Genomic DNA, 24438 nt, shown 5'->3' with positions numbered 1-24438 from the left:
CGGGAGGGAGCGGAATATGGCGAAGGCGGGCGGCGCGGCGATCGGTGTCTGCTACTATCCGGAGCACTGGCCGGAGACGATGTGGGCAGACGATGCGCGGCGCATGCGCGAGGCAGGCATCTCACGCGTCCGCATCGGCGAATTCGCCTGGTCGCGGCTCGAGCCTGATCCCGGCCGCCTCGAATTCGACTGGCTCGCCCGCGCGATTGACGTGCTCCATGCCCATGGGCTCGGCGTCATTCTCGGCACGCCGACGGCGACGCCGCCGAAATGGCTCGTCGACAAGATGCCCGACATGCTGGCCGTCGATCATCGCGGCCGCGTGCGCGCCTTCGGCTCGCGGCGGCATTATTGTTTCTCCCATGCGGGCTACCGGCATGAATGCGCCCGCATCGTGCGCGCGCTTGCCGAGCGCTTCGGCGATCATCCGGGCGTCGTCGCCTGGCAGACCGACAATGAATATGGCTGCCACAATACCGTGCGCTCCTATTCCTCCGCCGCGCGGCTCGGCTTCCGCCGCTGGCTCAAGGCGCGCTACGGCTCCATCGCGGCGCTCAACGCGGCCTGGGGCAATGTCTTCTGGAGCATGGAATATCGCGACTTCGACGAGATCGACCTGCCATCGGGCGCGGTGACGGAAACGAACCCCTCGCACCGGGCCGATTTTGAGCGCTACTCGTCGGACCAGGTGCGCGAGTTCAACCGCGTGCAGGCCGACATCATCCGCGCGCTCTCGCCGGGGCGCGACATCGTTCACAACTTCATGACCTTCCATGTCGACTTCGACCATTACGAGGTGATGAAGGACCTCGACGTGGCGACATGGGATTCCTATCCGCTCGGCAGTCTCGATGTCTTTCCGGCCGATCCGGCGCACAAGGCGGCCTATGCCCGGACGGGCGACCCCGACCTTCAGGGCTTCCATCACGATCTCTATCGCGGCGCAGGGCGGGGGCGCTTCGCGATCATGGAACAGCAGCCGGGGCCCGTGAACTGGGCGGCCTACAACACCGATGCGATGCCGGGCCTTGTGCGCCTCTGGGGCCTCGAAGGCTTCGCCCATGGGGCGGAGATGGTGTCCTATTTCCGCTGGCGGCAGGCGCCCTTCGCGCAGGAGCAGTTCCATGCCGGGCTCAACCTGCCGAACAACGAGCCCGACCGGGCCTATTTCGAGGTGAAGGAGCTTGCCCGCGATCTCGCCCGGCTCGGCGAGCTTGGCAGGGCGGCGCCCGCGCGCGTGGCCCTCATCTATTCCTATGAGGCGCAGTGGTTCCTGCGCACGCAGCCGCAGGGCCAGAACTTCTCCTATATCGAACAGGTCTTCCTCATCTACCGTACGCTGCGAAGTTTCGGCCTCGATATCGACATTGTGGGGCCCGACGCCAATCTCTCGGCCTATGCGCTGGCGATCCTGCCCTCGACGCCCTATGTGCCGCCGCGCCTTGCCGCCTCGCTCGAAAGTTTCGACGGGCGGCTTCTCGTTCTGCCGCGCTCGGGAAGCCGCACGGCCTCGCATCAGATCCCGGCCAATCTCGCGCCGGGGCCGCTCGCCGCCCTTCTCGGCATCAAGGTCACGCGGGCCGAAAGCTTCAGGTCCTATGCGGCGGTGCCGGTCAATTACGGCAACGAGGCGCGAAAATTCGACCGCTGGCGCGAATTCGTCGTGGCCGAGGATGCGGAAATCGTCGCGAGGACGGGCGATGGCCATCCAGCGCTCACAAGGCGGGGCGGCGCCTATTATCTCGCAGGCTCGCCCGACGCGGGCCTGCTCGAAGGGCTCCTCGAAAGGCTGGCGCGCGAGGCGGGGCTCGCCATCGAGCGCCTGCCGCAGGGCGTCAGGACGCGGCGGCGCGGGCCCTATCGCTTCATCTTCAATTACGGACCGGGCGAGCAGGATATTTCATCGCTGGCGGCGGGGGAGCTCGTGCTGGGTGAACGGCTGCTCGGGGTCGGCGGCGTCGCCGTTCTGAAGGAGGGGTATTGAAGGGCGTTCGTCCGATTGCGGCATTCTCATCGTATCGCCGCCCGGAGGGGCGCGGGCGCCGGGTGCGACCGGAATTGCGCTTACACTTTTCCGTGCTACGCCTTAGCCTTGTGCTTCATATTCCCGCTGGAGTCGCTTCATGTCGATCGTCTGTCCGCGCGGCCTTTTTCGGCTGATGTCGGGTGTCGTGTTTCTCGTTGCCGGGCTGGGCCTTGGGGGATGCGCGGATGCGCGCGCGCGCCACGTTCCCGAAACGCGCCTGCCCATGGCTCCTCCCATCAGTGAGAACGACCAGCGCTTCGCCGACTGGCTGACGGCCTTCCGCCTTGACGCCATGAAGGCCGGAATCAATGCGGCGACCTTCAATCGTGCCATGAGCGGCGTGAGGCCCGACGAGACGGTGGTCGAGGCCGATCAGAGCCAGCCTGAATTCGTGAAGCCGGTCTGGGACTATCTCGGCGGCGCGCTTTCCGACAAGCGGGTGGAGCGCGGCAAGGCGCTCCTCGCCGAGAACAGGGCGCTCCTCGACCGGATCGAGAAGGCTTATGGCGTCGACCGGCAGGTCGTGGTGGCGATCTGGGGCCTTGAGTCCAATTACGGAGACTTCATGGGCACGAAGAGCGTCGTCCGCTCGCTGGCGACGCTCGGCTTCGAGGGGCGGCGGCCGGATTTCGGCCGCTCGCAGCTCATCGCCGCGCTCAAGATCATCCAGAATGGCGACATCCAGCCCGAGGAAATGCTCGGCTCCTGGGCGGGGGCCATGGGGCAGACGCAGTTCATCCCGACGACCTATCTCGCCCATGCCGTCGATTTCGATGGCGACGGACGGCGCGACATATGGCACTCGACGGCCGACACGCTCGCCTCGACCGCGCAATATCTGAATGTCTCGGGCTGGCAGACGGGCAGCCATTGGGGCTTCGAGGTCGTCATGCCAGTGGACTTCGACTATGCGCTTGCGGACATGGCGCTGACCAAGACCGTCGCGGAGTGGCAAAAGCTCGGCCTGAAGCGGGCCGACGGACGGGCCTTCCCCGCCACCGACGTGAACGAGAAAGCCTCGCTCCTGCTTCCCGCGGGGCACAAGGGGCCGGCCTTCCTCGTGCTGCAGAATTTCCGCACGGTGCTCGCCTATAACGCCTCGACTTCTTACGCGCTGGCGGTCTGTCTGCTCGGCGACAGGTTCCGTGGCGAGGGTGAGATCAGGGGAAGCTGGCCGCTCGACGAGCGCCCGCTGACGAGGAGCGAACGCGAGGAGCTGCAATCGCTTCTGACTGCCAAGGGCTATGATCACGGCAAGGTCGACGGGATCATCGGCTACAACACACGCAAGGCTATCCGCGACTATCAAAGGACAATCGGCTGGCCGCCGGACGGCTATCCGACCGCTTCGCTGCTGGAGAAGATGCGGACGAATTGAGGGGACAGCCGGCCGCTTCGCTGATGTGAACGCCCATGAACCTGCGCCAGATCCGATATTTCATCGCCGCCGCGGAAACGGAATCCGTTTCGCGCGCGGCGCAGGAACTCAGCATCTCGCAATCGGCCATCACCTCCGCGATCCAGGCGCTCGAATATGAAATGGGGGCGGAGCTCTTCGTGCGCCACGCGAAGGGCGTCCGCCTCACGCATGAGGGGCACCAGCTTCTCCTCCATGCCCGGCGCATCACGGCGGCGGTGGCGGATGCGCGCCGCGCGGTCAGCGCGCGGCCGGAGGCGATGTCCGGCGATCTCAATGTGGGCGTGACGCCCATGGTGTCGGGTTATTATCTCGCCGATCTCCTTGCGCGCTTCCGCCGGGTCTTCCCGCAGGTCGATGTGCGCGTGGTCGAGGACGAGCGCACCTATCTCGAACATCTGCTCGTCAATGGCGAGCTCGATGTGGGTCTGCTGCTCGTTTCCAACCTCCAGGATCGGCAGGCGCTCGAATCGGAAATTCTCATTCGCTCGCCCTGGCGCATCTGGCTCCCGGCAGGCCACGGGCTCCTTTCGCATAACGTCCTTACGCTGAGCGATCTTGCCGCCGAGCCGCTCATCATGCTGGCCGTCGACGAACTCATCGAGACGACGACTTCCTATTGGCAGGAGGAGGGGCTCACGCCCAACATCGTGCTGCGCACCTCCTCGGTTGAGGCGGTCAGGAGCCTTGTCGGCATGGGGGTCGGGCTCGCGACGCTGCCGGACATGGCCTATCGCCCCTGGTCGCTCGAAGGCGACAGGCTGGAGGCGCGGGAACTCGCCAATCCCATCCCGACCGTGGATGTGGGGCTCGTCTGGCGGCGGGGCGCGCCGCTCAGGCCCACGGCGAGCCAGTTTCTCGATATGTGCCGGGAGTACACGCCCCCCGCCGCAAGGCGCCGCTCGCCGGGAATCTGACGCCTGAGTACCCGTTTCGACGGGATGGAAACGGATGCGCCGGTTATCTGATTTGTCGCATTTCCGAACCACAAAAGCGGTTTCCGCTTTTGCTGGAAACGCTCTAGCTATCTGATTTTCCGAACGGATAGCGCGGATTTTCCGATTTTCAATCGGAAAAAACCTGCCCTAGCATTTCTTGACAGACTGCCGCCCCGAGCCTTCGCGGGCCGCCCGGCGCCTTTTGCCGGTCGAGGCCCGCCTGTCTGAAGGGGCGCGCGGCCATGAGGTTTCGCGGCAAGCCCAGGGGAGAGGCGTGATGCAAACCAGGCTCTTTATCGACGGCAAGTTCGTGCAGGGCGCGGGGCCGGAGGAGGACATCCTCAACCCGGCGACGGGCGCCCTGATCGCCAGGATACCCTCGGCATCGAAAGATCAGATCAACCAGGCCGTCGCTGCGGCGAGCCGCGCCTTCGCGAGCTGGGGGCGGACGACGCCCGCCGAGCGGTCGGGCCTTCTGCTGAAGCTCGCCGACCGGATCGAGGCGGATGCGGAAGCATTCGCGAAGCTCGAAAGCCTCAACTGCGGAAAGCCCTATCCGCGCGTGCTCGAGGATGAAATCCCCGCCATCGTCGATTGCTTCCGCTTCTTCGCGGGCGCCGCGCGTTGCATGAACGGTAGCGCGGCAGGTGAATATCTGCCCGGCCTCACCAGCATGATCCGCCGCGACCCCGTCGGCGTCGTCGCCTCGATCGCGCCCTGGAACTATCCGCTGATGATGGCTGCCTGGAAGATCGCGCCCGCGCTCGCGGCGGGCAATGCGGTCGTGCTGAAGCCGTCCGAACAGACGCCGCTGACGACGCTGAAACTGGCCGAGATCATGGCCGAGCTTTTCCCTGCCGGTGTGTGGAACCTCGTCCTCGGCCGGGGCGAAACGGTCGGCGCGCCGCTCGTCTCGCATCCGGGCGTGCACATGACCTCGCTCACCGGCGACATCGCCACCGGCCGCAAGGTGCTCGAAGCCGCGACCGGCACGCTCAAGCGCACGCATCTCGAGCTTGGCGGCAAGGCGCCCGTCATCGTCTTCGACGACGCCGATATCGACGCCGTGGTCGAGGGCGTCCGTACCTTCGGCTATTACAATGCCGGGCAGGACTGCACGGCGGCCTGCCGCATCTATGCGGGCGCGAAGGTTTACGACAAGGTGGCGGCCGATCTCGCCAGCGCCGTCTCGGGCATCAAGTTCGGCGGGCCGGAGGATGAAGGCGTCGAACTCGGCCCGCTCATCAGCGAGAGGCAGCGCAGCCGCGTGTCGAGCTTCGTGGAGCGGGCGCGGGCGCAGAAGCATGTCGAGGTGCTGACGGGTGGCAAGCCGGGCGCGGGCAACGGTTTCTTCTATGAGCCCACAGTGATAGCTGGCGCGCGGCAGGAAGACGAGATCGTGCAGCGGGAGGTCTTCGGCCCGGTCGTTTCGATCACGCGCTTCGACGATGTGGAGCAGGCGATCGGCTGGGCGAACGATTCCCAATACGGCCTCGCCTCATCGGTGTGGACCCGCGATATTTCCAAGGCGATGCAGACCGCGGCGCGGCTTCAATATGGCTGCACATGGGTCAACACGCATTTCATGCTGGCGAACGAGATGCCACATGGCGGTATGAAATCATCCGGCTACGGAAAAGACCTGTCGGCCTATGCGCTGGAGGACTATTCGGTCGTGCGGCATGTGATGGTGAAACACTGATCCGGGTTTGAGCTTGGGGAAGAGGTGACGTTGAGCAGCTTCGCGCGGAACGAAGATCAGGCGGAGAGCGGCCCGATGCCGGATGGCGATGTCGAGCCCGTGATCGTTCGTCTCGAAGGCGTGCGCAAGGCGTATAAGGAGACGGTGGCGGTCGAGCATGTCGATCTCGAAGTCCGCCGTGGCGAGTTCTACACGCTGCTCGGCCCCTCCGGTTCCGGCAAGACGACGACGCTGAGGCTCATCGCCGGTTTCGAGAAGCCGGATCGCGGCGTGATCGAGCTAAGCGGCGCCGATGTGACCGGCAAGCCGCCCTATGAGCGCGACATCAATACGGTGTTTCAGGACTACGCGCTCTTTCCGCATATGACGGTTGCGGAGAATATCGCCTATGGGCTTCACGCGAAGGGCGTGCCCAAGCACGAATGCACGGTGCGTGTGGAAGAAGCGCTGCGCATGGTCCGGCTCGAAAACTTCGGCGAGCGCCAGCCGGCGCAACTGTCGGGCGGCCAGCGCCAGCGTGTCGGGCTTGCGCGCGCCATCGTGAACCGGCCGAAGGTTCTGTTGCTCGACGAGCCGCTCGGCGCACTCGATCTGAAGCTGCGCCAGGAAATGCAATCCGAACTCAAGCGTATTCAGGAGGAGGTGAAGATCACCTTCCTCTATGTGACGCACGATCAGGAAGAGGCGCTGACGATGAGCGATCGCATCGCCATCTTCAATCAGGGCCGCATCGTGCAGATCGGTTCGCCGACGGAGGTCTATGAGGAACCGGCGGACGAGTTCGTCGCCGGCTTCGTCGGCACGTCGAACATACTGAAACGCGACGGCAGACGCTTCGTGCTGCGGCCGGAAAAGGTGCGCGTCGCGCCGCTCGGCCAGCTCTTCGACGAGGCAGGACTTCACACCGAGGAAGGCATCGTCATCGAGGCTGTCTATGTCGGCACGTTCACCCGCTATGCGGTGGGGCTTGCCGACGGCACGAGGATCGTCGCCATCCGCCAGAATTTCGACCGTACGACGGCCTGCTTCCGGGAGGAGCAGGGCAGCAGAGTGCAAGTTGCGTGGCGTCCGGACAACCTGTTCGAGCTTCGGTGAAACCATCCAGGAAAGGAGGGTTCTGAGATGACCAGCATGAAAGTTACCGTCGCTTTGGGATTGACCCTGGGCACGGCAATCGCATTTTCCGTTTCGGCATTTGCCGAGCCGGTGGCGCCGAACTATCCCAAGACGATTGGCGCGGGCGAGGGCGCGCTCAATATTGTGGCGTGGGAGGGATATGCGGAGGATTCCTGGGTAAAGCCCTTCGAGAAGGAGACGGGCTGCATCGTCAACCGCAAATATGCGGGTTCTTCCGATGAAATGGTGGCGCTGATGCGCCAGGGCGGCGGCTCGGAATACGATCTCGTTTCGGCGTCGGGCGATGCGAGCCTGCGTCTCATCCTTGGCGGCAATGTGCAGCCGATCGACGTGAAGCTCATCCCGGATTTCGAGAACTTCGTGCCGGACCTTCAGGCGCCGCCGCACAACACGCTCAAGGGCGTTCACTATGGTCTCTCCTATGAATGGGGACCGAACGTGCTCCTCTACAATACGGACAAGTTCAAGACCGCGCCGACGAGCTGGGCGGCGATCTATGACGAAGCCTACAAGGGCAAGATCACGGTGCCGGACAATCCGATCCAGATTGCCGACGCCGCGCTCTATCTCGCCAAGAAAGATCCGAGCCTCGGCATCACTGACCCTTATGAACTCACCGAAAAGCAGCTCGATGCCGCCGTCGCGCTTCTGAAGAAGCAGCGTCCACTCATCAAGAAATACTGGGCGCTCGCTTCCGACGAGATCGAACTCTTCAAGAATGGCGACGCCATCATCGGCGCCGCATGGCCCTATCAGACCATCACGCTGAAGGCGGCGGGCGCGAAGGTGGCCGATACGGTACCGAGCGAAGGGGCGACGGGCTGGGCCGATAGCTGGATGCTTTCGGCGAAATCGAAGCACGTCAACTGCGCCTATAAGTGGATGGCCTATGTCTCGACGCCGTCGGTGCAGGCGCAACAGGCGATCTATTTCGGCGAGACGCCAGCCAACATGAAAGCCTGCGCCGAGATGGACAAGCTCGATAAGGGCTCCTGCGAGCGCTACCATCTGAACGAAGCCGCGACCTATCTCAAGCAGATCAGGTTCTGGAAGACGCCGCAGGAAATGTGCAGTAACGGCAAGAAGGAGTGCACGAGCTACACGACCTGGCAGCAGAAGTGGCAGGAGATCAAGGGTTGATCGACCGTCCCCAGACGGCTTACGGCATGACGGCGGATCGCCTGCATGAAGCGATCCGCCGGATGTCGGCATTTCTGTGGCGCAAACCGGCGGTTGGCGCGGGGCTTCTGCTCGCGCCGCCGCTCGGCTGGTTCATTCTCATCTATCTCGCCGCGCTCGCCGCGCTTTTCATTTCGGCCTTCTGGAGCATCGACTCCTTCACCGGCGAGCTCGACCGGACCTTCACCATCGCGAATTTCCAGACGATCTTCGAGAGCGACGTCTACCGCAAGATCGCGATCCGGACGATCCTCATGGCGGCGGCGGTGACGGTTACCGATGTGATCCTCGCCTTCCCGTTTGCCTATTACATGGTGCGGCTCGCAACGCCGGCGCAACGAGTGGCGCTCTTCACGCTCGTGCTCGTGCCACTCTGGTCGAGCTATCTTGCGCGCGTCTATGCCTGGCGGCTCATCTTCGCCAATGACGGCGCGCTCAACTGGCTCTTGCACAGCTTCGGTTTCGCGAGCGTGCAGATCGGCTATACCAACTGGGCGATGTGGGTCGTCTTCTCCTATATCTGGCTGCCCTTCATGATCATGCCGATCTATGCGGCCATCGAGCGGATTCCCTATTCGCTCTTTGAAGCCTCGCAGGATCTCGGCGCGAAGGCGTGGCGGACCTTCTTCAAGGTCATCCTGCCGCTTGCCATGCCGGGCGTCGTCGCGGGGTCGATCTTCACATTCTCGCTGACGCTTGGCGACTACATCACGCCGGTGCTCGTCGGCGGGCCGGGCTCGGACTTCATCGGCAATGTCGTCTATGCGAATGTCGGCATCGCCAACAACATTCCCTTCGCGGCGGCCTATGCCTCCATTCCGCTCGTCGTCATGGCGCTCTATCTCATCGGTGCGCGGCGGACCGGCGCGTTTGAGGTGATGTGAGGGAGGGCGCATGGAAACGAAACTCGCAAGGATCGCGCTGACCGCCTGGGTGGTGTTCGTCCTGCTGTTCCTCTTCATCCCGATCCTGATCATCCTCGTCTATGCGTTCAACGCATCGAACATTCAGAGCTGGCCGATCGCGGGTTATTCGCTGCGCTGGTTCGGATCGGCATGGACAAATCCCGAAATCCGCATGGCGCTAGGGCTCTCGCTCAAGGCGGGTCTTCTTGCGACCGCCGTCGCCGTTCTGCTCGGCTCGGCGGCGGCCTTCGCCGTTCATCGCTTCGAATTCTTCGGCAAGGAGGCCGTCTCCTTCGTCGTCGTGCTGCCGATCGCGCTGCCCGGCATCATCACCGGCATGGCGCTCAATTCCTTCTTCGTCTTCTGGGGCCTCGGGCTTTCCTTCTGGACCATCGTCATCGGCCACGCGACCTTCTGCATCGTCATCGTCTACAACAACGTGATCGCGCGGCTGCGGCGCGTGCCGCGATCGCTCGAGGAAGCGTCGATGGATCTCGGCGCGAACCAGTGGCAGACCTTCCGGCGCGTCACCCTGCCGATGATCTCGACTTCGCTGGTCGCGGGCGCGCTTCTGGCCTTCGCGCTCTCCTTCGACGAAGTGATCGTGACGACCTTCACGGCGGGAGCGCAGAACACGCTGCCGCTCTGGATCTTCGGCGCGATCCGGCTCGGGCAGAAGCTGCCGGAGGTGAACGTCGTCGTGCTCTTCGTGATGGCGCTCACATTCCTCCCTGTGCTGCTCGCCTACAGGCTCACCAACCAGGCCGGCCCCATGGTGAAGTAGCAGAGCAAACTATCCCCGCCCCGCTCCGGTTGCCGCACACTCCGCCCGGATGGCAGTGAGAGGAGGCGACGATGCCGGCACCATCGAGGTGGAGCGATATTCCCCGACAGGGGGAGACGAGTTTCGGACTGGGAACAGGCCCTTTCTGGCGGGGAGCGGAAAGGCGCGGCCTCGGCTGGTGCCATCCGAAGGCCGTGCTCGCGGCGGATTTCTACAATGCGCGCTATGCGCTGAGCGGGGCGGAGAAGGAACCGGCGGCGCTCTTCGCCACCGTGCGCTCATCGCCGCATCTCCTCGCCGACGCGGCAGGTCTCTATCGTTTGTTCGGGCCTAACGAGCTTGCCGCCACCAAGGGTGTCGGTGCCTATATCGGCGGGCAGGCGACGAACACATGGCTCAACAGCGCCGATCTCTCGAAGTCGAACCATGTCTATCAGAATGCGGGCTGCACGACGGACGTCGCCCTCGCACCTGACGGAACGCTTACGGCCGATCTTCTGAAAGAGGACGGCTCCTTGAACCACCATCGCTTCTATTCGATCCCGGCTTATGACACCGCCTTGCCGGGCCTTCATTACGGCTTCTTCAGGCCCGCCGGGCGCGAATGGATCACCTTCTCATCCAACGGCGTCGGCCGCTGCAAGTTCCGGCTTTCCGGCGCGGGCGCCGCATCGCCAATGGCGACAAACCCGCCAATTGCGTGCGGAGTGTTGCCCGCCGCCTATGGCTACTACCTGTGCTGGGCTGTCGTCCTGGAGGTCCGCGCGGCGCAGGGGCTTATTTGGTGTCTGGCAAATGGCGATCCGGGCAACGATTATCAGCCTGCCTATCAGGGTGACGGGGCGTCCGGCGTTTACGCATGGGGGCTCGGCTACCACCAGCAGAGCTTCCTCGCGCCGCCGATCCTCTCCGGCGCCACTGCCGCGACACGCCTTGCGAGCGATGTGCGCGCCGCCTCGCTCGACTGGTTCGCCGCTGCCGGATTGCAGGCAGGGTTCAGCGTTCTCTCCGCGATCAATCTGAGCCATCTGGGCGACGGCGTCAGCCGTGTCGTCTTTTCCCTCAACAATGGAACGACCGGCAACGCCACGCGGGTTTATATCAACGCGGGCGATACGCTTCAGATGGCCTCGTCGCGGGACGGGGCGGCCGAATTTGCCGGCCAGACCCTGCCGGCGGCTCTTGGGCGGCAGAAGATCGCATTCCGCCTCGATGGCGCGGGCGGCGTGATGAAATCGAAGGCGGGCGCGGCATTGAGCGCGACCCTGCCGCTCCCCAACGGCCCGACCACGCTCTCGATCGGCAGCCAGCTTGCGACCGGCTATCTCAACGATCTCATCGAACGCATGGAGATATGCCGTCCGCTGACGGATGGCGAAATGGACGCATGGGTGGCGGCATGACGATCACGACATACACACTTCGCGCCGCCTCGGCCGGGGAGCTGCACGCGATGCTCGCGGAGGCGAGCGCGGGCAAGGCACGCGCCTATGCCTGGACGGATGAGGAGGGCATGCGCTTCGACGAGGCGCGGGTCAGGCTTCCCTATCCAGAGATGCTGGACGAGGAGCCGACGGGTGCGTGGCTCTGCGATGTGGCGCTGATCGGGGAAACGGACGCGACGCTCGTGGCTCTCGCGCAAAGCGTCACATCGGGCGATCAGGCCGCGAGCGGGTAGAGCGGCACATGGCCGATGCCGCCATAAAGATCGAAGCCGCGCTTGATCCAGTCGTTCAGCGGGTCGCTTTTTTCCAGCATGGGCAGGGTGCAGATCGCGCCCGCCCAGAGGAAGCCGCCAAGCGCGATATAATCGGCATAGTTGGGTTGCTCGCCGCCAAGGAAAGGCGCGGTGGCGAGCGCCGCCCGCATCGGGCGCAGCGCATGACGAAGCTCTGGCAGGCGCTGCTCGCGGCCATCGACGAATTCTTCGAGCGTCTTTCCGCCAAGGCGCTTCTCGCGGCTCTCGCGGAAATAGGGGCGATCCTCGGCGCGCGCATGATTGTGAATGTCGAGGACGCAAATGCCGAACATGCGGTTCATCACTTCAAGGCCGAACCAGCCGTCGAAGAACTTCACCATGGCGCGTTCCTGCGGCGAGGAGAAAAGCGGCCGCTCGGGATAGGTCTTGTCGAGATAGTCGGCGATCGCCCAGCTGTCGCAAACGCTGGCGTCGCCATCCTCGATGATAGGAACGGTCCTGAACTTGCCGCCGCAGAGCTTCGGAATGTCGAGGAAGCCCACAGGCGCCGTTTCATAGGCGAGGCCCTTATGCGCCAGCGCATATTTGATGCGCCAGACGAAGGGGCTCAGCGCGCGATTGTCGCCGGTGACAAGTTCATGGAGACGGATGGTCATGGCGATGCCTCTCCTTGCCGTTCAGGCCAGAGCCTTCATATAGGTGCCCATGTCGAAATAGTCGCGCCACGCCTTGATCTTTCCGTTCTCGATCTCGAAGACGCCGCAGCAGGGAAGCGCGACCGGCTTGCCGCCGACCTTGAAGCGATCGAGGCGTTCGGCGAAGACGAGATTGCCGGCCGAGGCGACGTTGAGCAGATCCCACTCGACATCGCTCCAGCCCTTGAGGAAAGCGCCGATGAAGCCGCGAAGCGCCGCGTGGCCCGCGACAGGGTCGATCATCATGTTGTGATAGATGCCATCCTCGGCGAAATAGCCGACGATCTTCTCCACATCGAGGCTCGGCCAGGTGTCCACAAAGGCGCGGACGAGATCTTCATTGCTCTTCATCGCTTCCTCCCAAAGCGGGCGGGGCGGCTTTCGCCGCCCCGTCATTTTCATTTCGCTCAAAGGCTCTGGAATTTCTTGCCTTCGGCGACAAGTTTTTCCAGAAGCGCTGAGGGCTTGAAGTCGTCGCCCATCTGCGCCTGGAACTCCTTCATCTTGGCCAGCACCTTGTCGAGGCCGACCGTGTCGCCATAGAACATCGGGCCGCCGCGATAGACGGGGAAGCCGTAGCCGTTGATCCAGACGATGTCGATGTCGGAGGCGCGGATGGCCTTGCCTTCCTCGAGGATCTTCGCGCCCTCATTGATCATCGGATAGACGCAGCGCTCCAGAATTTCCTGATCGGAAATCTGGCGGCGGTTGATGCCCTTCTTCGCGGCGAAGTCGAGGATGATCTTCTCGACGATGGGCGAGGGCTTCGCGTTGCGGTTCTCGTCATAGTCGTAGAAGCCCGCGCCCGTCTTCTGGCCGCGGCGATCCATCTCGCAGAGCACGTCGCGGATCGTCTCGCCCTTCGACTTCTCCTTCGACCAGCCGATATCGAGGCCGGCGAGGTCGGACATGGCGAAGGGGCCCATGGGCAGGCCGAAATCGTAGAGGACGCGATCGACATCCCACGGCATCGCGCCTTCGAGGATGAGCTTGTTCGCCTCGCGCTGGCGCTGGGCGAGGATGCGGTTGCCGACGAAGCCGGGGCAGACGCCGACAAGCGCGGCGATCTTGCCGATCTTCTTCGCGATCTGCATCGAGGTGGCGATGACGGACTTGGAGGTCTTGTCGGCGCGCACGACTTCGAGGAGGCGCATGACGTTGGCCGGCGAGAAGAAGTGCAGGCCGATCACAGCTTCGGGGCGCTTCACCGCCGTCGCGATCTCGTCGATGTTGAGCGCCGAGGTGTTGGTGGCGAGGATCGCGCCCTGCTTGACGATCTTGTCGAGCTTGCCGAACACGTCCTTCTTGATGTCCATGTTCTCGAACACGGCTTCGATGACGAGGTCCATGTCGGCGAGGTCTTCGAGCGCGAGCGTGCCCTTGAGGAGGGACATGCGCTTCTCGACGTCCTCCATGGTCATGCGGCCCTTCTTCGCGGTGTTCTCATAGTTCTTGCGAATGGTCGCGAGGCCGCGGTCGAGGGCATCCTGCTTCGTCTCCACGATGGTGACGGGCATGCCTGCATTGAGGAAGTTCATGGCGATGCCGCCGCCCATCGTGCCGGCGCCGATGATGCCGACCTTGTTGACGGGGATGATGGGCGTGTCGGCGGGCACGTCCGGCAGCTTCCAGACCTGACGCTCGGCGAAGAAGACATGGCGCTGCGCGGCCGACTGGGTGCCGGTGACGAGTTCGCGGAAGAGCTTCTGCTCGACCTTGATGCCCTCGTCGAAGGGAAGGTTCACGGCCGCCTCGATGCACTGGATGTTGTATTCCGGCGCGAGGAAGCCGCGGAACTTGCGGGCATTGGCCTTACGGAAATTGGCGAAGATTTCCGGATGGCCGCGCGCCGCCTCGACCTTCTCGTTGAGGTCGCGCACCTTCTTCAGCGGACGGTTCTCCGTGACGATCTTGCGGGCGAAGGCGATGGCTCCTTCGCGCAGCTTGCCTTCCTCGGCAAGCTCGTCGACGAGGCCCATTTCCTTGCACGCCTTGGCGCCGACATGGGTGCCGGCGGTCACCATTTCGAGCGCCTTTTCAGGGCCGACGATGCGCGGCAGGCGCTGCGTGCCGCCCGCGCCGGGCAGGAGGCCGAGATTGACTTCGGGGAGACCGCATTTCGCGGAAGGGACCGCGACGCGGTAATGGCAGGTGAGCGCAACCTCGAGGCCGCCGCCGAGCGCGGTGCCGTGGATCGCGGCGATGACGGGCTTGGGCGCGTTCTCGATCATGGCCTGGGCATCGAAGAGGCTCGGACCCGAGGGCGCCTTGCCGAACTCGGTGATATCGGCGCCGGCGATGAAGGTCTTGCCGTCGCAGATGAGCACGATCGCCTTGACGGCGGGGTTGTCGATCGCCTGCCTGATGCCGTCATTGATGGCTGCGCGCACGGGCGCCGAAAGCGCGTTCACCGGCGGCGAGTTCAGCGTCAGAACACCGACATCTCCTTCGATGGTCAGGTCGCCGACTTCGTTGATGGCAGCCATGGTCTTGATCTCCCTTGGTCGTTTCCGATGGTTGTTTCTGCTTGCCAAATTTCGGGGCGTGTTACCCTATAGCCCAAACGGAACCAGATAAAGCAGGGAGGGGGGCGCATCCCGCGCCTCTCGAACAGAATTGAACAAGGTAAATCCAGCGTTGAACGGGGCGGATGCGCCCAGCGCCATTTCAGCCATTCAGCAGGGCTTCGAGCGAAGCGGCTATATCTGCAACCAGCATATCGCAACGTCGATCTTCCTCGCCGGGCGGCTGCAGAAACCGCTTCTCGTCGAGGGCCCTCCCGGCGTCGGCAAGACCGAGCTTGCCAAGGCGACAGCGGAGCTTCTCGGCAAGCCGCTCATCCGGCTTCAGTGTTATGAAGGCCTCGACGAAGCCAAGGCGCTTTACGAGTGGAAATACGGCAAGCAGCTTCTCTACACGCAGGTGCTGAAGGAGAAGCTCGGCGATGTGATGGAAGGTGCGAAGGGCCTCAAGGAATCCATCGCGCGGCTGCACGAGTTCGACGACACATTCTTCAACGAGGAATTCCTCGAGCCGCGTCCGCTCCTCAAGGCGCTGTGGCAGCCGGAGGGCGCGGTGCTCCTCATCGACGAACTCGACAAGTCGGATGACGAGTTCGAGGCGTTCCTTCTGGAGCTTCTCTCCGACTACCAGATCTCGATCCCGGAACTCGGAACGGTGAAGGCGAAGGCGACACCGATCGTCTTCCTCACCTCGAACAATACGCGCGAGATCGGCGATGCGCTGAAGCGCCGCTGTCTGCATCTCTACATTCCGTTCCCGGACACGGCGCTCGAGCAGCGGATCATCCGCGCGCGCGTGCCGGAGCTGGAGGAAAGGCTGCGCACGCAGCTCGTCGCCTTCGTGCAGGGGCTGCGCACGCTCGACCTCAAGAAGCTGCCGGCGGTGAGCGAGACGATCGACTGGGCGCGCACGCTGGTTCTGCTTCACGCGCGCGAACTCGACGCCGAGCTTGTCCGCAACACGCTCAACGTGCTGCTGAAGTTCCAGGACGACATCGACAATGTCGATGCCGAGATCAATGCGCTGACGACGAAGGCGCTGGAGGCCGTGAGGTAGCATGAGCGGGCGCCGCCATGACTGAGGTTCTCGGCGATTTCATCCGCGCGCTGCGTGCGGCCGATGTACGCGTCTCGACCTCGGAGTCGATCGACGCGGGCAATGTCGTCGACATGGTCGGGCTCGACGAGCGCGAAGTGCTGCGCGACGCGCTCTCGCAGGTGCTCGCCAAGAGCGAGGACGAGAAGGACGCCTTCCGCGAAACCTTCGACCGCTTCTTCGCCTTCGATCAGTTCAAGTCGCGCCGCGCGGATGGCGGCGAGGTGGAGGAAAGCGACGGCGAGGGCGGTGATGGCGAGCCTTCGGAGGGCGAAGCGCAGAGCCAGTCGGGCGGTATGCCAGGCGCGGGCGGCGGGGGCAGCGAGGGCGAGCCCTCCGGCGGCCAGATGCCGCAGAACCTTGTCGAGATGCTCGAAAGCGGCGACCAGGCGGCGTTGCAGATGGCGCTGGCCGAGGCCGCGCGGCAGGCGCAGCTCAATCGTATCCGGCTCTTCACGCAGCGCGGCATGTATGTGCGGCGGATGATGGAGATCATGGGGCTCGACGGGCTCAATGACGAGATCGAGCGGCGCGAGAGCGCGGACCCGGCGAGCGCCGAGCGGCTGCGGCAGCTCCGCGACGAGTTGCGCGAGCAGGTGCGCGACTATGCCGAGAAGCAGCTCGAAATCTTCACCGCCAATGCGGGAAGGCAGCTTCGCGAGGAAGTGCTGAGCCAGGTGCGGCTCGGCAATATCGACGGGCGCGACATGAAGATCATGCGCGAGCTGGTGCGAAAGATGGCGAAGCGGCTGATCGCGCTGCATTCGCGCCGCAAGAAGGTCGAGCAGCGCGGCCAGCTCGATGTCCGCCGCACGATCCGCGCCAATGTCGAGTTTGACGGGCTGCTGTTCCAGACTGTCTGGAAGCAGAAGAAGGTGGATCGGCCGAAGGTCATGGCGATCTGCGACGTGTCGGGCTCGGTGGCGCAGGTCGCGCGGTTCCTGCTCATGTTTCTCTACAGCCTTCAGGAGGTTCTTCCGCGTGTGCGCTCCTTCGCTTTCTCAGGGCAACTGGGCGAGACGACCGAACTCTTCGACAATGAACGCAAGATCGAGGACGCGATCGTCAGGGTTCTGAGGGAGCATGGCGGCGGCTCGACCGATTACGGGCAGGCTTTCGTCGATTTCGAGCGGCTGGCGCTCGACGATGTCGATCACAGGACGACCGTGCTCATTCTGGGCGATGCGCGCTCGAACTACGGCAATCCGCGCGGCGACATTCTGAAGAAAATCCATGCCCGGGCGCGGCGCGTCATCTGGCTCAATCCCGAGCCCAGAAGCATGTGGAATTCCGGCGACAGCGAGATGCGCCGCCTGCAGCCCTATTGCGACACGGCCAAGACCTGCGCCTCGCTGAAGGATCTGGAGCGGGTCGTGTCCGAGCTTCTGCGCCACGCCGCCTGAGCGGATTTTTCCCCTTCATGGGCGCCCGCGCCTCGGCTAAGTTCGCCTTGTGCCAATTTGGGGCGATGGCTGAATTTACGGGGTTTTGGGGTGGGGCGAGCTGCCGGACGATACCGAGCGTGGTGGGCGCGGCTGCCGGGCGCGCTGGCGCTTGGTGCTCTGCTCGGCTTCGGCCTCCCGGTGCTGGCCGAGCCGCTTGCGATCACGCCGCCTGTCACGCGGCAGGAGCCGGTGACGAATGTGGCGCTCGCAAATCCCGCCCTGCCTGCGGCCACGGCATCGGGACCAAGGCAGCAGGCTCACTACAATGTCGTCGTATTCGGCGACTCGCTCGGCGATGGCGTCTGGGCGGGGCTCTATCACGTTCTGCACAAGGACAAGCGCTTCACGGTCATTCGCAAGTCGCGCGTGGCGACGGGCCTTGTGAGGCGCGACTATTTCGACTGGAACGAGGCCGTGCGCGAGGCGGCGGCCGACACGTCCATCGACATCGCCGTCATCGTCATGGGAACGAACGACAGGCAGACCATCGTGCAGGAGGGCGCGCGCCATGCGCTCTTCGAGCCGAAATGGCGCGAGATCTACGATACCCGCGTTGATGATTTCACGCAGACGCTGAAGGAGGCGGGGGCGCGCATCTATTGGGTCGGCCTGCCGGTCATGCGCAGCGCAGGCTTCGAGCGCGACATGGAAACCTTCTCCGGGATTTTCGAGGCACGCGCGGAAGCGAACGGCATCACCTTCATTCCGACGCATGAGGTGGCGGCGGATGAGGACGGCAAGTATCAGGCCTATGGTCTCGATGGTGCGGGCAAGAAGCGGCTTCTGCGCTCGGAAGACGGCATCCACTTCACCATGGCGGGCTACGAGCTTCTCGCGCGGAAGATCGGCGGCGTCATCCTCGCCGATGTCGATGCGGGAGCGGTGGCGGCAGGAGCGGGCGCGGACAGGGCGCTTGCGGCTCAGCCTGCGGCCGTGAAGGACGGAGCGGCTGCCGGCCCCTCGGTGGCCGCCATCGGGCTCAAGCGCCAGGTCTATGATGTTGCGGACATCCGCGCCGGCCGCAGCGACGACTGGCGCTGGAAGGGAGCGGACGTCAAATGAGGGCGGGCGGTCGTCGCGGATTGCGAGCCGCCATTCTTGCTCTCGTCGGCCTTATCGGCGCCTGCGCGGCCGAGCCGAAATGCGCGGCACCGGAAGCGCCGCCCGAAACGCCCAAAGGGCTTGAACATTTCCGCGCCGCGCTCGCCGATCTCGCCGCGGGCAGGCGGGCTGCGCCCGTCGCCATCCTTCATCTCGGCGACAGCCACATCGCCCTCGATCATCTGACGGGCGCGATGCGCGCGCATTGGACGGCGGAATTCGGCGATGCGGGCCGGGGCTTGCCGCCCGGCATTCCCTATCGCTATTACGCGCCGCAGGGCTACGAGGTTTCGATGCGGGGGGATTGGGAGGTCGCCTCGAGCCTCGGGCGAGCCGCGCACGGCCTCTTTGGCCTTCAGGGCTACAGGGTTTCGAGCGGTGACTCGCGCGCGGAAACGACCATCGAGGCGGAACGTGACTTTTCCATGGTCGAGATCGACGCGATCGGCGGCCCGGAGACAGGCTCGCTTCTCCTGCAAATCGACGGCGCCGCGCCCTTGCGCCTCGTCACCCGCTCCGACCGGCCGGAGCTCGTGCAACTGCGCGTGCCCGCCGCGGCGGCCCATCGCCTGACGCTCAGACCCGCTGGCGACGGGCCGGTGAACCTTCTCGGTTGGGCGCTGCTGCGGAACGGGCCCGGCATCCGCTACGACAGCCATGGCATCAGCGGCGCGACGATCGACGTGACGGAGCGCTGGGACGAAGCGATTTTCAGCCGTCAGATGGCGAGCCTCGCGCCCGATCTCGTCATTCTCGGCTATGGCACCAATGAAGGCTTCAACGATGCGCTCGACCTCGACGCCTATTCGCGCCGCTTCGAGAAACTCATTATCCGTATAAGGAGAGATGTGCCCAGCGCTTCGATAGCGGTGCTCGGCGCTTTCGACGGGGCTCGGCGCGCCGGGACGGGCGCCGCCACCACATGCGGCGACGGCTGGACCGTGCCGCCGAAGCTCGACCGACTGCGCGAGACGCAAAGGGAAGTCGCGGCGAGGACGGGCGCATTCTATTTCGATACCTCGCGCGTCATGGGCAGGCCCTGCGGCATCGACCAATGGGCGAAGGCCACGCCGCCGCTCGCCTGGCCGGACCGCGTGCATCTGAAACCCGAAGGCGCACGGCGCATGGGCGAGGCGATCCGGCAGGCATTGACGGGGGCGAGTGCAACCCGCGTCTGCCCGAAATAGAAGCGTGATGCCGCCTCGCCCTCAAGGCGCGATGATGCGCGAGGCGGGGAGGCAGGGGATACGAAGCGCCTTCAGCCGGGCGCGCGTCGCTTCGGCCGAGCCGCCGACATCGATGCTGCGGCAGCCGTCCTCGATGACGACGACATCGAAGCCTTCCAGCGCCGCATCCTCCGCCGAATAGCGGACGCAAAAATCGAATGCGAGACCGACGATAAAGACGCGCGAAAGGCCGCGCTCGCGCAGATAGCTCGCAAGGCCGGTCATGGTCTTGCGGTCGTTCTCGCGAAAGGCGGAGTAGGAATCGATGGTGCGGTGATAGCCCTTTCGCAACACGAGTTCGGCATGGGGAATGTCGAGTTCGGGATGAAATTCGGCGCCCGCCGTGCCCTGCACGCAGTGGTCCGGCCATAATTGCTGCGGGCCATATGCAGCCTCGATCATGTCGTAAGCCACGCGGCCGGGATGCGACGAGGCGAAGGACAGATGCCCCGGCGGGTGCCAGTCCTGCGTCAGGATCGCATGTTCGAAGTGCCGCGCGAGGCGATTGACGAGCGGGACGATCTCCTCGCCATGAGGAACGGCGAGCCTGCCGCCCGAGCAGAAATCGTTCTGCACATCGGTGACGATGAGCACGTCGCGCGATGCGATATGAAATTCGCCGTTCATCGGTTCTTCTCCCGCTGTTCGAGCCTGCGGTCGACTTCGGCGGCGAGCGCCTCGAGCGCGCCGTCGATCCGCACCGGCAAGGACAGGCCGGGCGCGAGCGCGCGCAACGGCTCGGGAAGGCGCTGGAGTTCTGCCGCGGCACGGGCCCGGATGGCGGCGAGCTTCGGTGCTGCGACGACGCGCCGTCCGCCTCGCATGACGGGCTCGATGAGTCGCTCGCCCTCGCGCGGCTGTCCTTCCAGCGCGATCAGGTCTTCCGCCATGCGCCCATCCGCGTCATGGCGCCGCCAGACCTGCTTGCGACCGGGCCAGGTCGCCTTGCCCGCAGAGCGCTTGCGGCGCGCAAGGCCCGCATATTCCTGCAGCTTGTAGGCGCAGTCGAGCGCCGGCAGGTCGAAGGAAGTCGTCAGGCTTGTGCCGATCCCGAAGCCGTCGATCGGCGCTTGCGCCTCGATCATGGCGCGGAGTTCCTTCTCGTCTATGCCGCCGCTTGCGAAGATCGTTACGTCGCGAAGCCCGCCCGCATCGAAGATCTGCCGCACGCGCCGCGAAAGCGCGATGAGATCGCCGCTATCGATGCGCACGCCGGAAATGGCGATGCCCGCATCGGCGAGCCGCCTTGCGAGCGTGACGATCTTGCGCGCCGCCGCCTCGACATCATAGGTGTCGATGAGCAATGTCAGATGCTCCGGCCGCTCGCGGGCGAAGCTTTCGAACGCCTCGACCTCGCTGTCGAACACCTCGATGAAGGAATGGGCCATCGTTCCGCTGAGCGGGATGCCGAAGAGCGTGCCTGCAAGCACGGTTGCGGTGCCTGAAAAGCCGGCAATGTAGCTTGCGCGCGCCGCGAGCACGCCTGCTTCCGCGCCATGCGCGCGGCGAAAGCCGAAATCGACGAGCGTCTTGTCAGGCGCGATCAGAACCATGCGCGCGGCCTTGCTCGCGATGAGGGTCTGATAGTGAAGAAGATTGATGAGCCGCGATTCGACGAGCTGCGCTTCGGGGAGCGACGCCGTGACGCGCAGGATCGGCTCGTCGGCAAAGAAGGCCGTGCCCTCTTGCATCGCATCGACATCGCCGGTGAAGCGGAAGTCCTCGAGATAGGAGATGAGGTCGTTGCTGAAGCGGCCGCTCGCCTTCAGCCACTCGATCTCGGCCCTGGTGAAGCGCAGCGTTTCCAGAAAATCGAGCGCCTGTTCGAGCCCCGCTGCGATGAGGAAACCACGCTGCGGCGGAAAATGGCGCATGAAGAACTCGAAGACGGCCGTGCCGGTCTTCCCTCGCGCCAGATAGGCCTGGATCATCGTCAACTGATAGAGGTCGGTGAGAAGCGCGCCCTTGCCGTCGTTCATGCCTGCCGCCAACATGTCAGCCGCCTGCCTGCAATCGAGGAGAGGGCCGCCCATGGCGCGATGGGAGCATTTCGAGCACGGGGCCGATGTCGGCGTGCGCGGCATTGCGCCGACGCTGCCTCAAGCCTTCGAGCAATGCGCGCTGGCGCTCACCGCCGCCATGATCGAGCCCGCGCGCATCCGGCCTCAGGAGCGTGTCGCCATCGTCTGCGAAGCGCCCGCGCCCGATTTGCTGCTCGTCGAATGGCTTAACGCGATCGTCTATGAAATGGCCGTTCGGCGTATGGTGTTCGGCCGTTTCGAGGTCGCAATCGCAGGCGGCAAGCTCACCGGCTCGGCATGGGGAGAACACGTCGATCGTCTCCGGCACGAACCGGCGGCGGAGGTCAAGGGCGCGACCTACACGGCGCTTCGCGTCGAACGAAAAGCCGATGGCGAGTGGCTTGCCCAGTGTATTGTTGACGTCTAGGCGGGCGATCCACAGCAGGAGGTGCCGATGGACCCGGCACGTTTCACGCGCGTGGCGGAGACGGCATGGCGGCTCGAACCCGAGGCCGGCATGCACGTGCCGGGCGTCATCTATGCCGACGAGACGCTGCTCAACGAAATGGACGACAAGGTGGGTGAACAGCTTGCCAATGTGGCGCGGCTGCCCGGCATCGTGCGCGCGGCCTATGCCATGCCGGATGCGCATTGGGGCTATGGCTTTCCCATAGGCGGCGTCGCGGCCTTCGATCCCGAGGAAGGCGGCGTGGTTTCTGCGGGCGGGGTGGGGTTCGATATTTCCTGCGGCGTCCGCGCGCTCATCACCGGCGTCGACGTGGCGCGGATCCGGCTGGTGCAGAAGTCGCTTGCCAATGATCTTTACACGAATATTCCGGTCGGGCTCGGCAGCACCGGCGCGATCTCGCTCGACAGCGCCGCCATGGTGGCGATGCTCGAAGGCGGCGCGGGCTGGGCCGTCAGCGAGGGATATGGGCGCGCGAGCGATCTCGAGCGGATCGAGGAGGGGGGCACCATGCGCGGCGCGCGGGCGGACTGCGTTTCGGAACATGCGCGGGAGCGGCAGCGCCGCGAAATGGGCACGCTCGGCTCCGGCAATCACTATCTCGAAATTCAGGAGGTGAGCGAGATATACGATGCGAACGTCGCCGCCACATTCGGCCTGCGTCTCGGGGAGGTCGTCATCTCCATCCATTGCGGTTCGCGCGGCCTCGGCCACCAGATCGGAACGGAATTCCTGCGCGACATGGCCGCCGATGCCGCGGCGCGGGGCTTTGAGCTCCCCGACCGCGAGCTTGCCTGCGCGCCCATCCGCTCGCCGATCGGCGAAACCTATCTCGGCGCGATGCGCGCAGCGACGAATTGTGCCTTCGCCAACAGGCAGATTCTCACCCACCTCGTACGTCGCGTCTTCGGACACTATTTCCCTGATGCGCCGCTCGATCTTCTCTTCGATGTTTCGCACAACACCTGCAAGACCGAGATCCATCCCGTCGATGGACGAATGCGCGAACTTTATGTGCATCGCAAGGGGGCGACGCGGGCCTTCGGCCCCGGCCATGCGGATCTGCCCGAGGCATTCCGGGCGACGGGTCAGCCGGTGCTCATCGGCGGCAGCATGGGCACGAGCTCCTATGTGCTCGCCGGCACCGCGGCGGGCGAGGCGGCGTCCTTCAGCTCGGCGTGTCATGGCGCGGGCCGCAGCATGAGCCGCCATCAGGCGCTGCGGCGCTGGCGCGGGCGCGCGCTTGTCGACGAGCTGGCCGCGCGGGGCATCATCATTCGCAGTCCGTCGCTCCGGGGCGTCGCGGAGGAGGCGCCGGGCGCCTACAAGGAATCCGGGGCGGTGGTCGAAGCGGCGGAGCACGCGGGGCTCGCGCGCCGCGTCGCCCGTCTCGATCCCGTCATCTGCATCAAGGGATAGGTTCATCGGTTCTGCCGCGGTTTTGTCGCTTCGCGCCGGGCGGCTATGCCGCCGAAAATGCCGTCGACATCGATGGCGTTGCTCGAAAGCGGCGCGGCCAGCACCTCGATCCATTCGCGGCGCGCGCCGCTCCGCGTCTCGAACATGGCGGCGGCGGGTTCCCCGGTCCGGGCCACGAATTCAAAGAGACGCCTGAGCCGCACGGCGATGCGCGGCTCCGCAAGATCGGACAGTGAGCGGCCACGTGCCGTGAGGCCGATGAGATCGGCCGCGTCCGCGCCAGCCTGCGCGGCTTCCCAATTCCGCTCGGGGCCCGGCAGACGGCGGAAGAGAAAGGCATGCGCGGCGTGAGGCGGAGGCGGCGGCCCGAGATCGGCGGCCATGGGCAGGATGCGGGCGTTTCGCCGCGCGGTCCAGAAGTCGAGAAGAAGGCGCAGCCGCTCGCTGCTCGTATCCGCCGCGTCGATCCGGGAGAAAAGGCGCGTCAGCTGGGGCGGCAGGACGGCGAATGTGGTCATCTCGTGCCTCCGGGGACGGCCTTCCGCATACGGGCTTCGATGAGGATGGGCGCGCGGCGCGTCCCTTTCCTTGATCTGTGTCAACGATCCCGGTGCCAGATCGGCGATGCTCATGGGATCGGACAACCAGCGGAACATGTCG

At 64.8% G+C, this 24438-nt stretch carries 22 protein-coding genes; 16 read left to right on the top strand and 6 right to left on the bottom strand.

Going from position 1 to position 24438, the window contains the following annotated elements; all coding sequences use genetic code 11:
* Positions 1-16: 16 nt before the first annotated feature.
* From PKA57_RS06515 to PKA57_RS06470, 10 genes are all read left to right on the top strand, one after another.
* Entirely contained in the window at positions 17-1984 is a 1968-nt protein-coding gene (locus PKA57_RS06515) for a beta-galactosidase (RefSeq protein ID WP_324298724.1), read from the top strand.
* Positions 1985-2123: 139 nt separating this feature from the next.
* On the top strand, positions 2124-3404 hold the full coding sequence (locus PKA57_RS06510) for a lytic murein transglycosylase (RefSeq protein ID WP_324298722.1): 1281 nt from the start codon (positions 2124-2126) through the stop codon (positions 3402-3404).
* Between the two features lie 35 nt (positions 3405-3439).
* Positions 3440-4360, top strand: coding sequence for a LysR family transcriptional regulator (locus PKA57_RS06505; protein ID WP_324298720.1), 921 nt, complete (start codon positions 3440-3442; stop codon positions 4358-4360).
* A 298-nt stretch (positions 4361-4658) separates the two neighbouring features.
* Positions 4659-6083 (top strand): gamma-aminobutyraldehyde dehydrogenase, encoded by a 1425-nt coding sequence (locus PKA57_RS06500; RefSeq protein ID WP_324298718.1) that lies wholly within the window; start codon positions 4659-4661, stop codon positions 6081-6083.
* A 75-nt stretch (positions 6084-6158) separates the two neighbouring features.
* Positions 6159-7178 carry an ABC transporter ATP-binding protein gene (locus PKA57_RS06495; RefSeq protein WP_349254746.1) on the top strand — a complete coding sequence of 340 codons (1020 nt, stop codon included), beginning with the start codon at positions 6159-6161 and terminating at the stop codon, positions 7176-7178.
* A gap of 27 nt (positions 7179-7205) precedes the next feature.
* Entirely contained in the window at positions 7206-8360 is a 1155-nt protein-coding gene (locus PKA57_RS06490) for an ABC transporter substrate-binding protein (protein ID WP_324298714.1), read from the top strand.
* On the top strand, positions 8357-9283 hold the full coding sequence (locus PKA57_RS06485; protein WP_324298712.1) for an ABC transporter permease: 927 nt from the start codon (positions 8357-8359) through the stop codon (positions 9281-9283). The genes PKA57_RS06490 and PKA57_RS06485 overlap by 4 nt, the downstream gene beginning before the upstream one ends.
* A gap of 10 nt (positions 9284-9293) precedes the next feature.
* Positions 9294-10088: an ABC transporter permease gene (locus PKA57_RS06480; protein ID WP_324298710.1), complete on the top strand. Its 795-nt coding sequence runs from the start codon at positions 9294-9296 to the stop codon at positions 10086-10088.
* A gap of 71 nt (positions 10089-10159) precedes the next feature.
* Positions 10160-11491, top strand: a complete 1332-nt coding sequence (locus tag PKA57_RS06475; protein WP_324298708.1) for a hypothetical protein — start codon at positions 10160-10162, stop codon at positions 11489-11491.
* On the top strand, positions 11488-11766 hold the full coding sequence (locus PKA57_RS06470) for a hypothetical protein (RefSeq protein WP_324298706.1): 279 nt from the start codon (positions 11488-11490) through the stop codon (positions 11764-11766). Before PKA57_RS06475 ends, PKA57_RS06470 begins: the two co-directional genes overlap by 4 nt.
* Here PKA57_RS06470 and PKA57_RS06465 read toward each other — a convergent pair.
* The 3 genes from PKA57_RS06465 to PKA57_RS06455 are packed head-to-tail and all read right to left on the bottom strand — an operon-like array spanning position 11748 to position 14968.
* Positions 11748-12443, bottom strand: coding sequence for a glutathione S-transferase family protein (locus tag PKA57_RS06465; RefSeq protein ID WP_324298704.1), 696 nt, complete (start codon positions 12441-12443; stop codon positions 11748-11750). The two genes, PKA57_RS06470 and PKA57_RS06465, sit on opposite strands and share 19 nt — an antisense overlap.
* A gap of 21 nt (positions 12444-12464) precedes the next feature.
* Positions 12465-12833 carry a limonene-1,2-epoxide hydrolase family protein gene (locus PKA57_RS06460; protein ID WP_324298702.1) on the bottom strand — a complete coding sequence of 123 codons (369 nt, stop codon included), beginning with the start codon at positions 12831-12833 and terminating at the stop codon, positions 12465-12467.
* Positions 12834-12889: 56 nt separating this feature from the next.
* Positions 12890-14968 carry a 3-hydroxyacyl-CoA dehydrogenase NAD-binding domain-containing protein gene (locus PKA57_RS06455; RefSeq protein ID WP_324298700.1) on the bottom strand — a complete coding sequence of 693 codons (2079 nt, stop codon included), beginning with the start codon at positions 14966-14968 and terminating at the stop codon, positions 12890-12892.
* 151 nt (positions 14969-15119) lie between these two features.
* Here PKA57_RS06455 and PKA57_RS06450 point away from each other — a divergent pair, with 151 nt between their 5' ends.
* From PKA57_RS06450 to PKA57_RS06435, 4 genes are all read left to right on the top strand, one after another.
* On the top strand, positions 15120-16061 hold the full coding sequence (locus tag PKA57_RS06450) for a MoxR family ATPase (protein WP_324298698.1): 942 nt from the start codon (positions 15120-15122) through the stop codon (positions 16059-16061).
* A 17-nt stretch (positions 16062-16078) separates the two neighbouring features.
* Positions 16079-17503, top strand: a complete 1425-nt coding sequence (locus PKA57_RS06445; RefSeq protein WP_324298696.1) for a VWA domain-containing protein — start codon at positions 16079-16081, stop codon at positions 17501-17503.
* Between the two features lie 90 nt (positions 17504-17593).
* Positions 17594-18607 (top strand): DUF459 domain-containing protein, encoded by a 1014-nt coding sequence (locus PKA57_RS06440; RefSeq protein WP_324298694.1) that lies wholly within the window; start codon positions 17594-17596, stop codon positions 18605-18607.
* Complete coding sequence (locus tag PKA57_RS06435) at positions 18604-19833, top strand: GDSL-type esterase/lipase family protein (protein ID WP_324298692.1); 1230 nt, start codon at positions 18604-18606, stop codon at positions 19831-19833. Before PKA57_RS06440 ends, PKA57_RS06435 begins: the two co-directional genes overlap by 4 nt.
* Positions 19834-19854: 21 nt before the next feature.
* Here the strand turns inward: PKA57_RS06435 and pncA are convergent, their stop codons facing one another.
* Together pncA and PKA57_RS06425 are read right to left on the bottom strand one after the other, a co-directional pair.
* Positions 19855-20499, bottom strand: coding sequence for a bifunctional nicotinamidase/pyrazinamidase (pncA, locus tag PKA57_RS06430; protein ID WP_324298690.1), 645 nt, complete (start codon positions 20497-20499; stop codon positions 19855-19857).
* On the bottom strand, positions 20496-21851 hold the full coding sequence (locus tag PKA57_RS06425; protein WP_324298688.1) for a nicotinate phosphoribosyltransferase: 1356 nt from the start codon (positions 21849-21851) through the stop codon (positions 20496-20498). Before PKA57_RS06425 ends, pncA begins: the two co-directional genes overlap by 4 nt.
* A gap of 52 nt (positions 21852-21903) precedes the next feature.
* On the opposite strand from PKA57_RS06425, the gene PKA57_RS06420 reads away from it, so the two are divergent.
* Together PKA57_RS06420 and PKA57_RS06415 are read left to right on the top strand one after the other, a co-directional pair.
* Entirely contained in the window at positions 21904-22320 is a 417-nt protein-coding gene (locus PKA57_RS06420) for an archease (RefSeq protein ID WP_324298686.1), read from the top strand.
* A gap of 27 nt (positions 22321-22347) precedes the next feature.
* Positions 22348-23778 (top strand): RtcB family protein, encoded by a 1431-nt coding sequence (locus tag PKA57_RS06415; RefSeq protein ID WP_324298685.1) that lies wholly within the window; start codon positions 22348-22350, stop codon positions 23776-23778.
* 2 nt (positions 23779-23780) lie between these two features.
* Here PKA57_RS06415 and PKA57_RS06410 read toward each other — a convergent pair whose 3' ends face one another.
* Entirely contained in the window at positions 23781-24296 is a 516-nt protein-coding gene (locus PKA57_RS06410) for a PAS domain-containing protein (protein WP_324298682.1), read from the bottom strand.
* Positions 24297-24438 lie beyond the last annotated feature (142 nt).

The sequence above is a fragment of the Parvibaculum sp. genome, from assembly GCF_035325945.1.
In the GTDB taxonomy this organism is placed as follows: Bacteria; Pseudomonadota; Alphaproteobacteria; order Parvibaculales; family Parvibaculaceae; genus Parvibaculum.
This window is presented reverse-complemented; position numbering and strand designations above follow the sequence as displayed.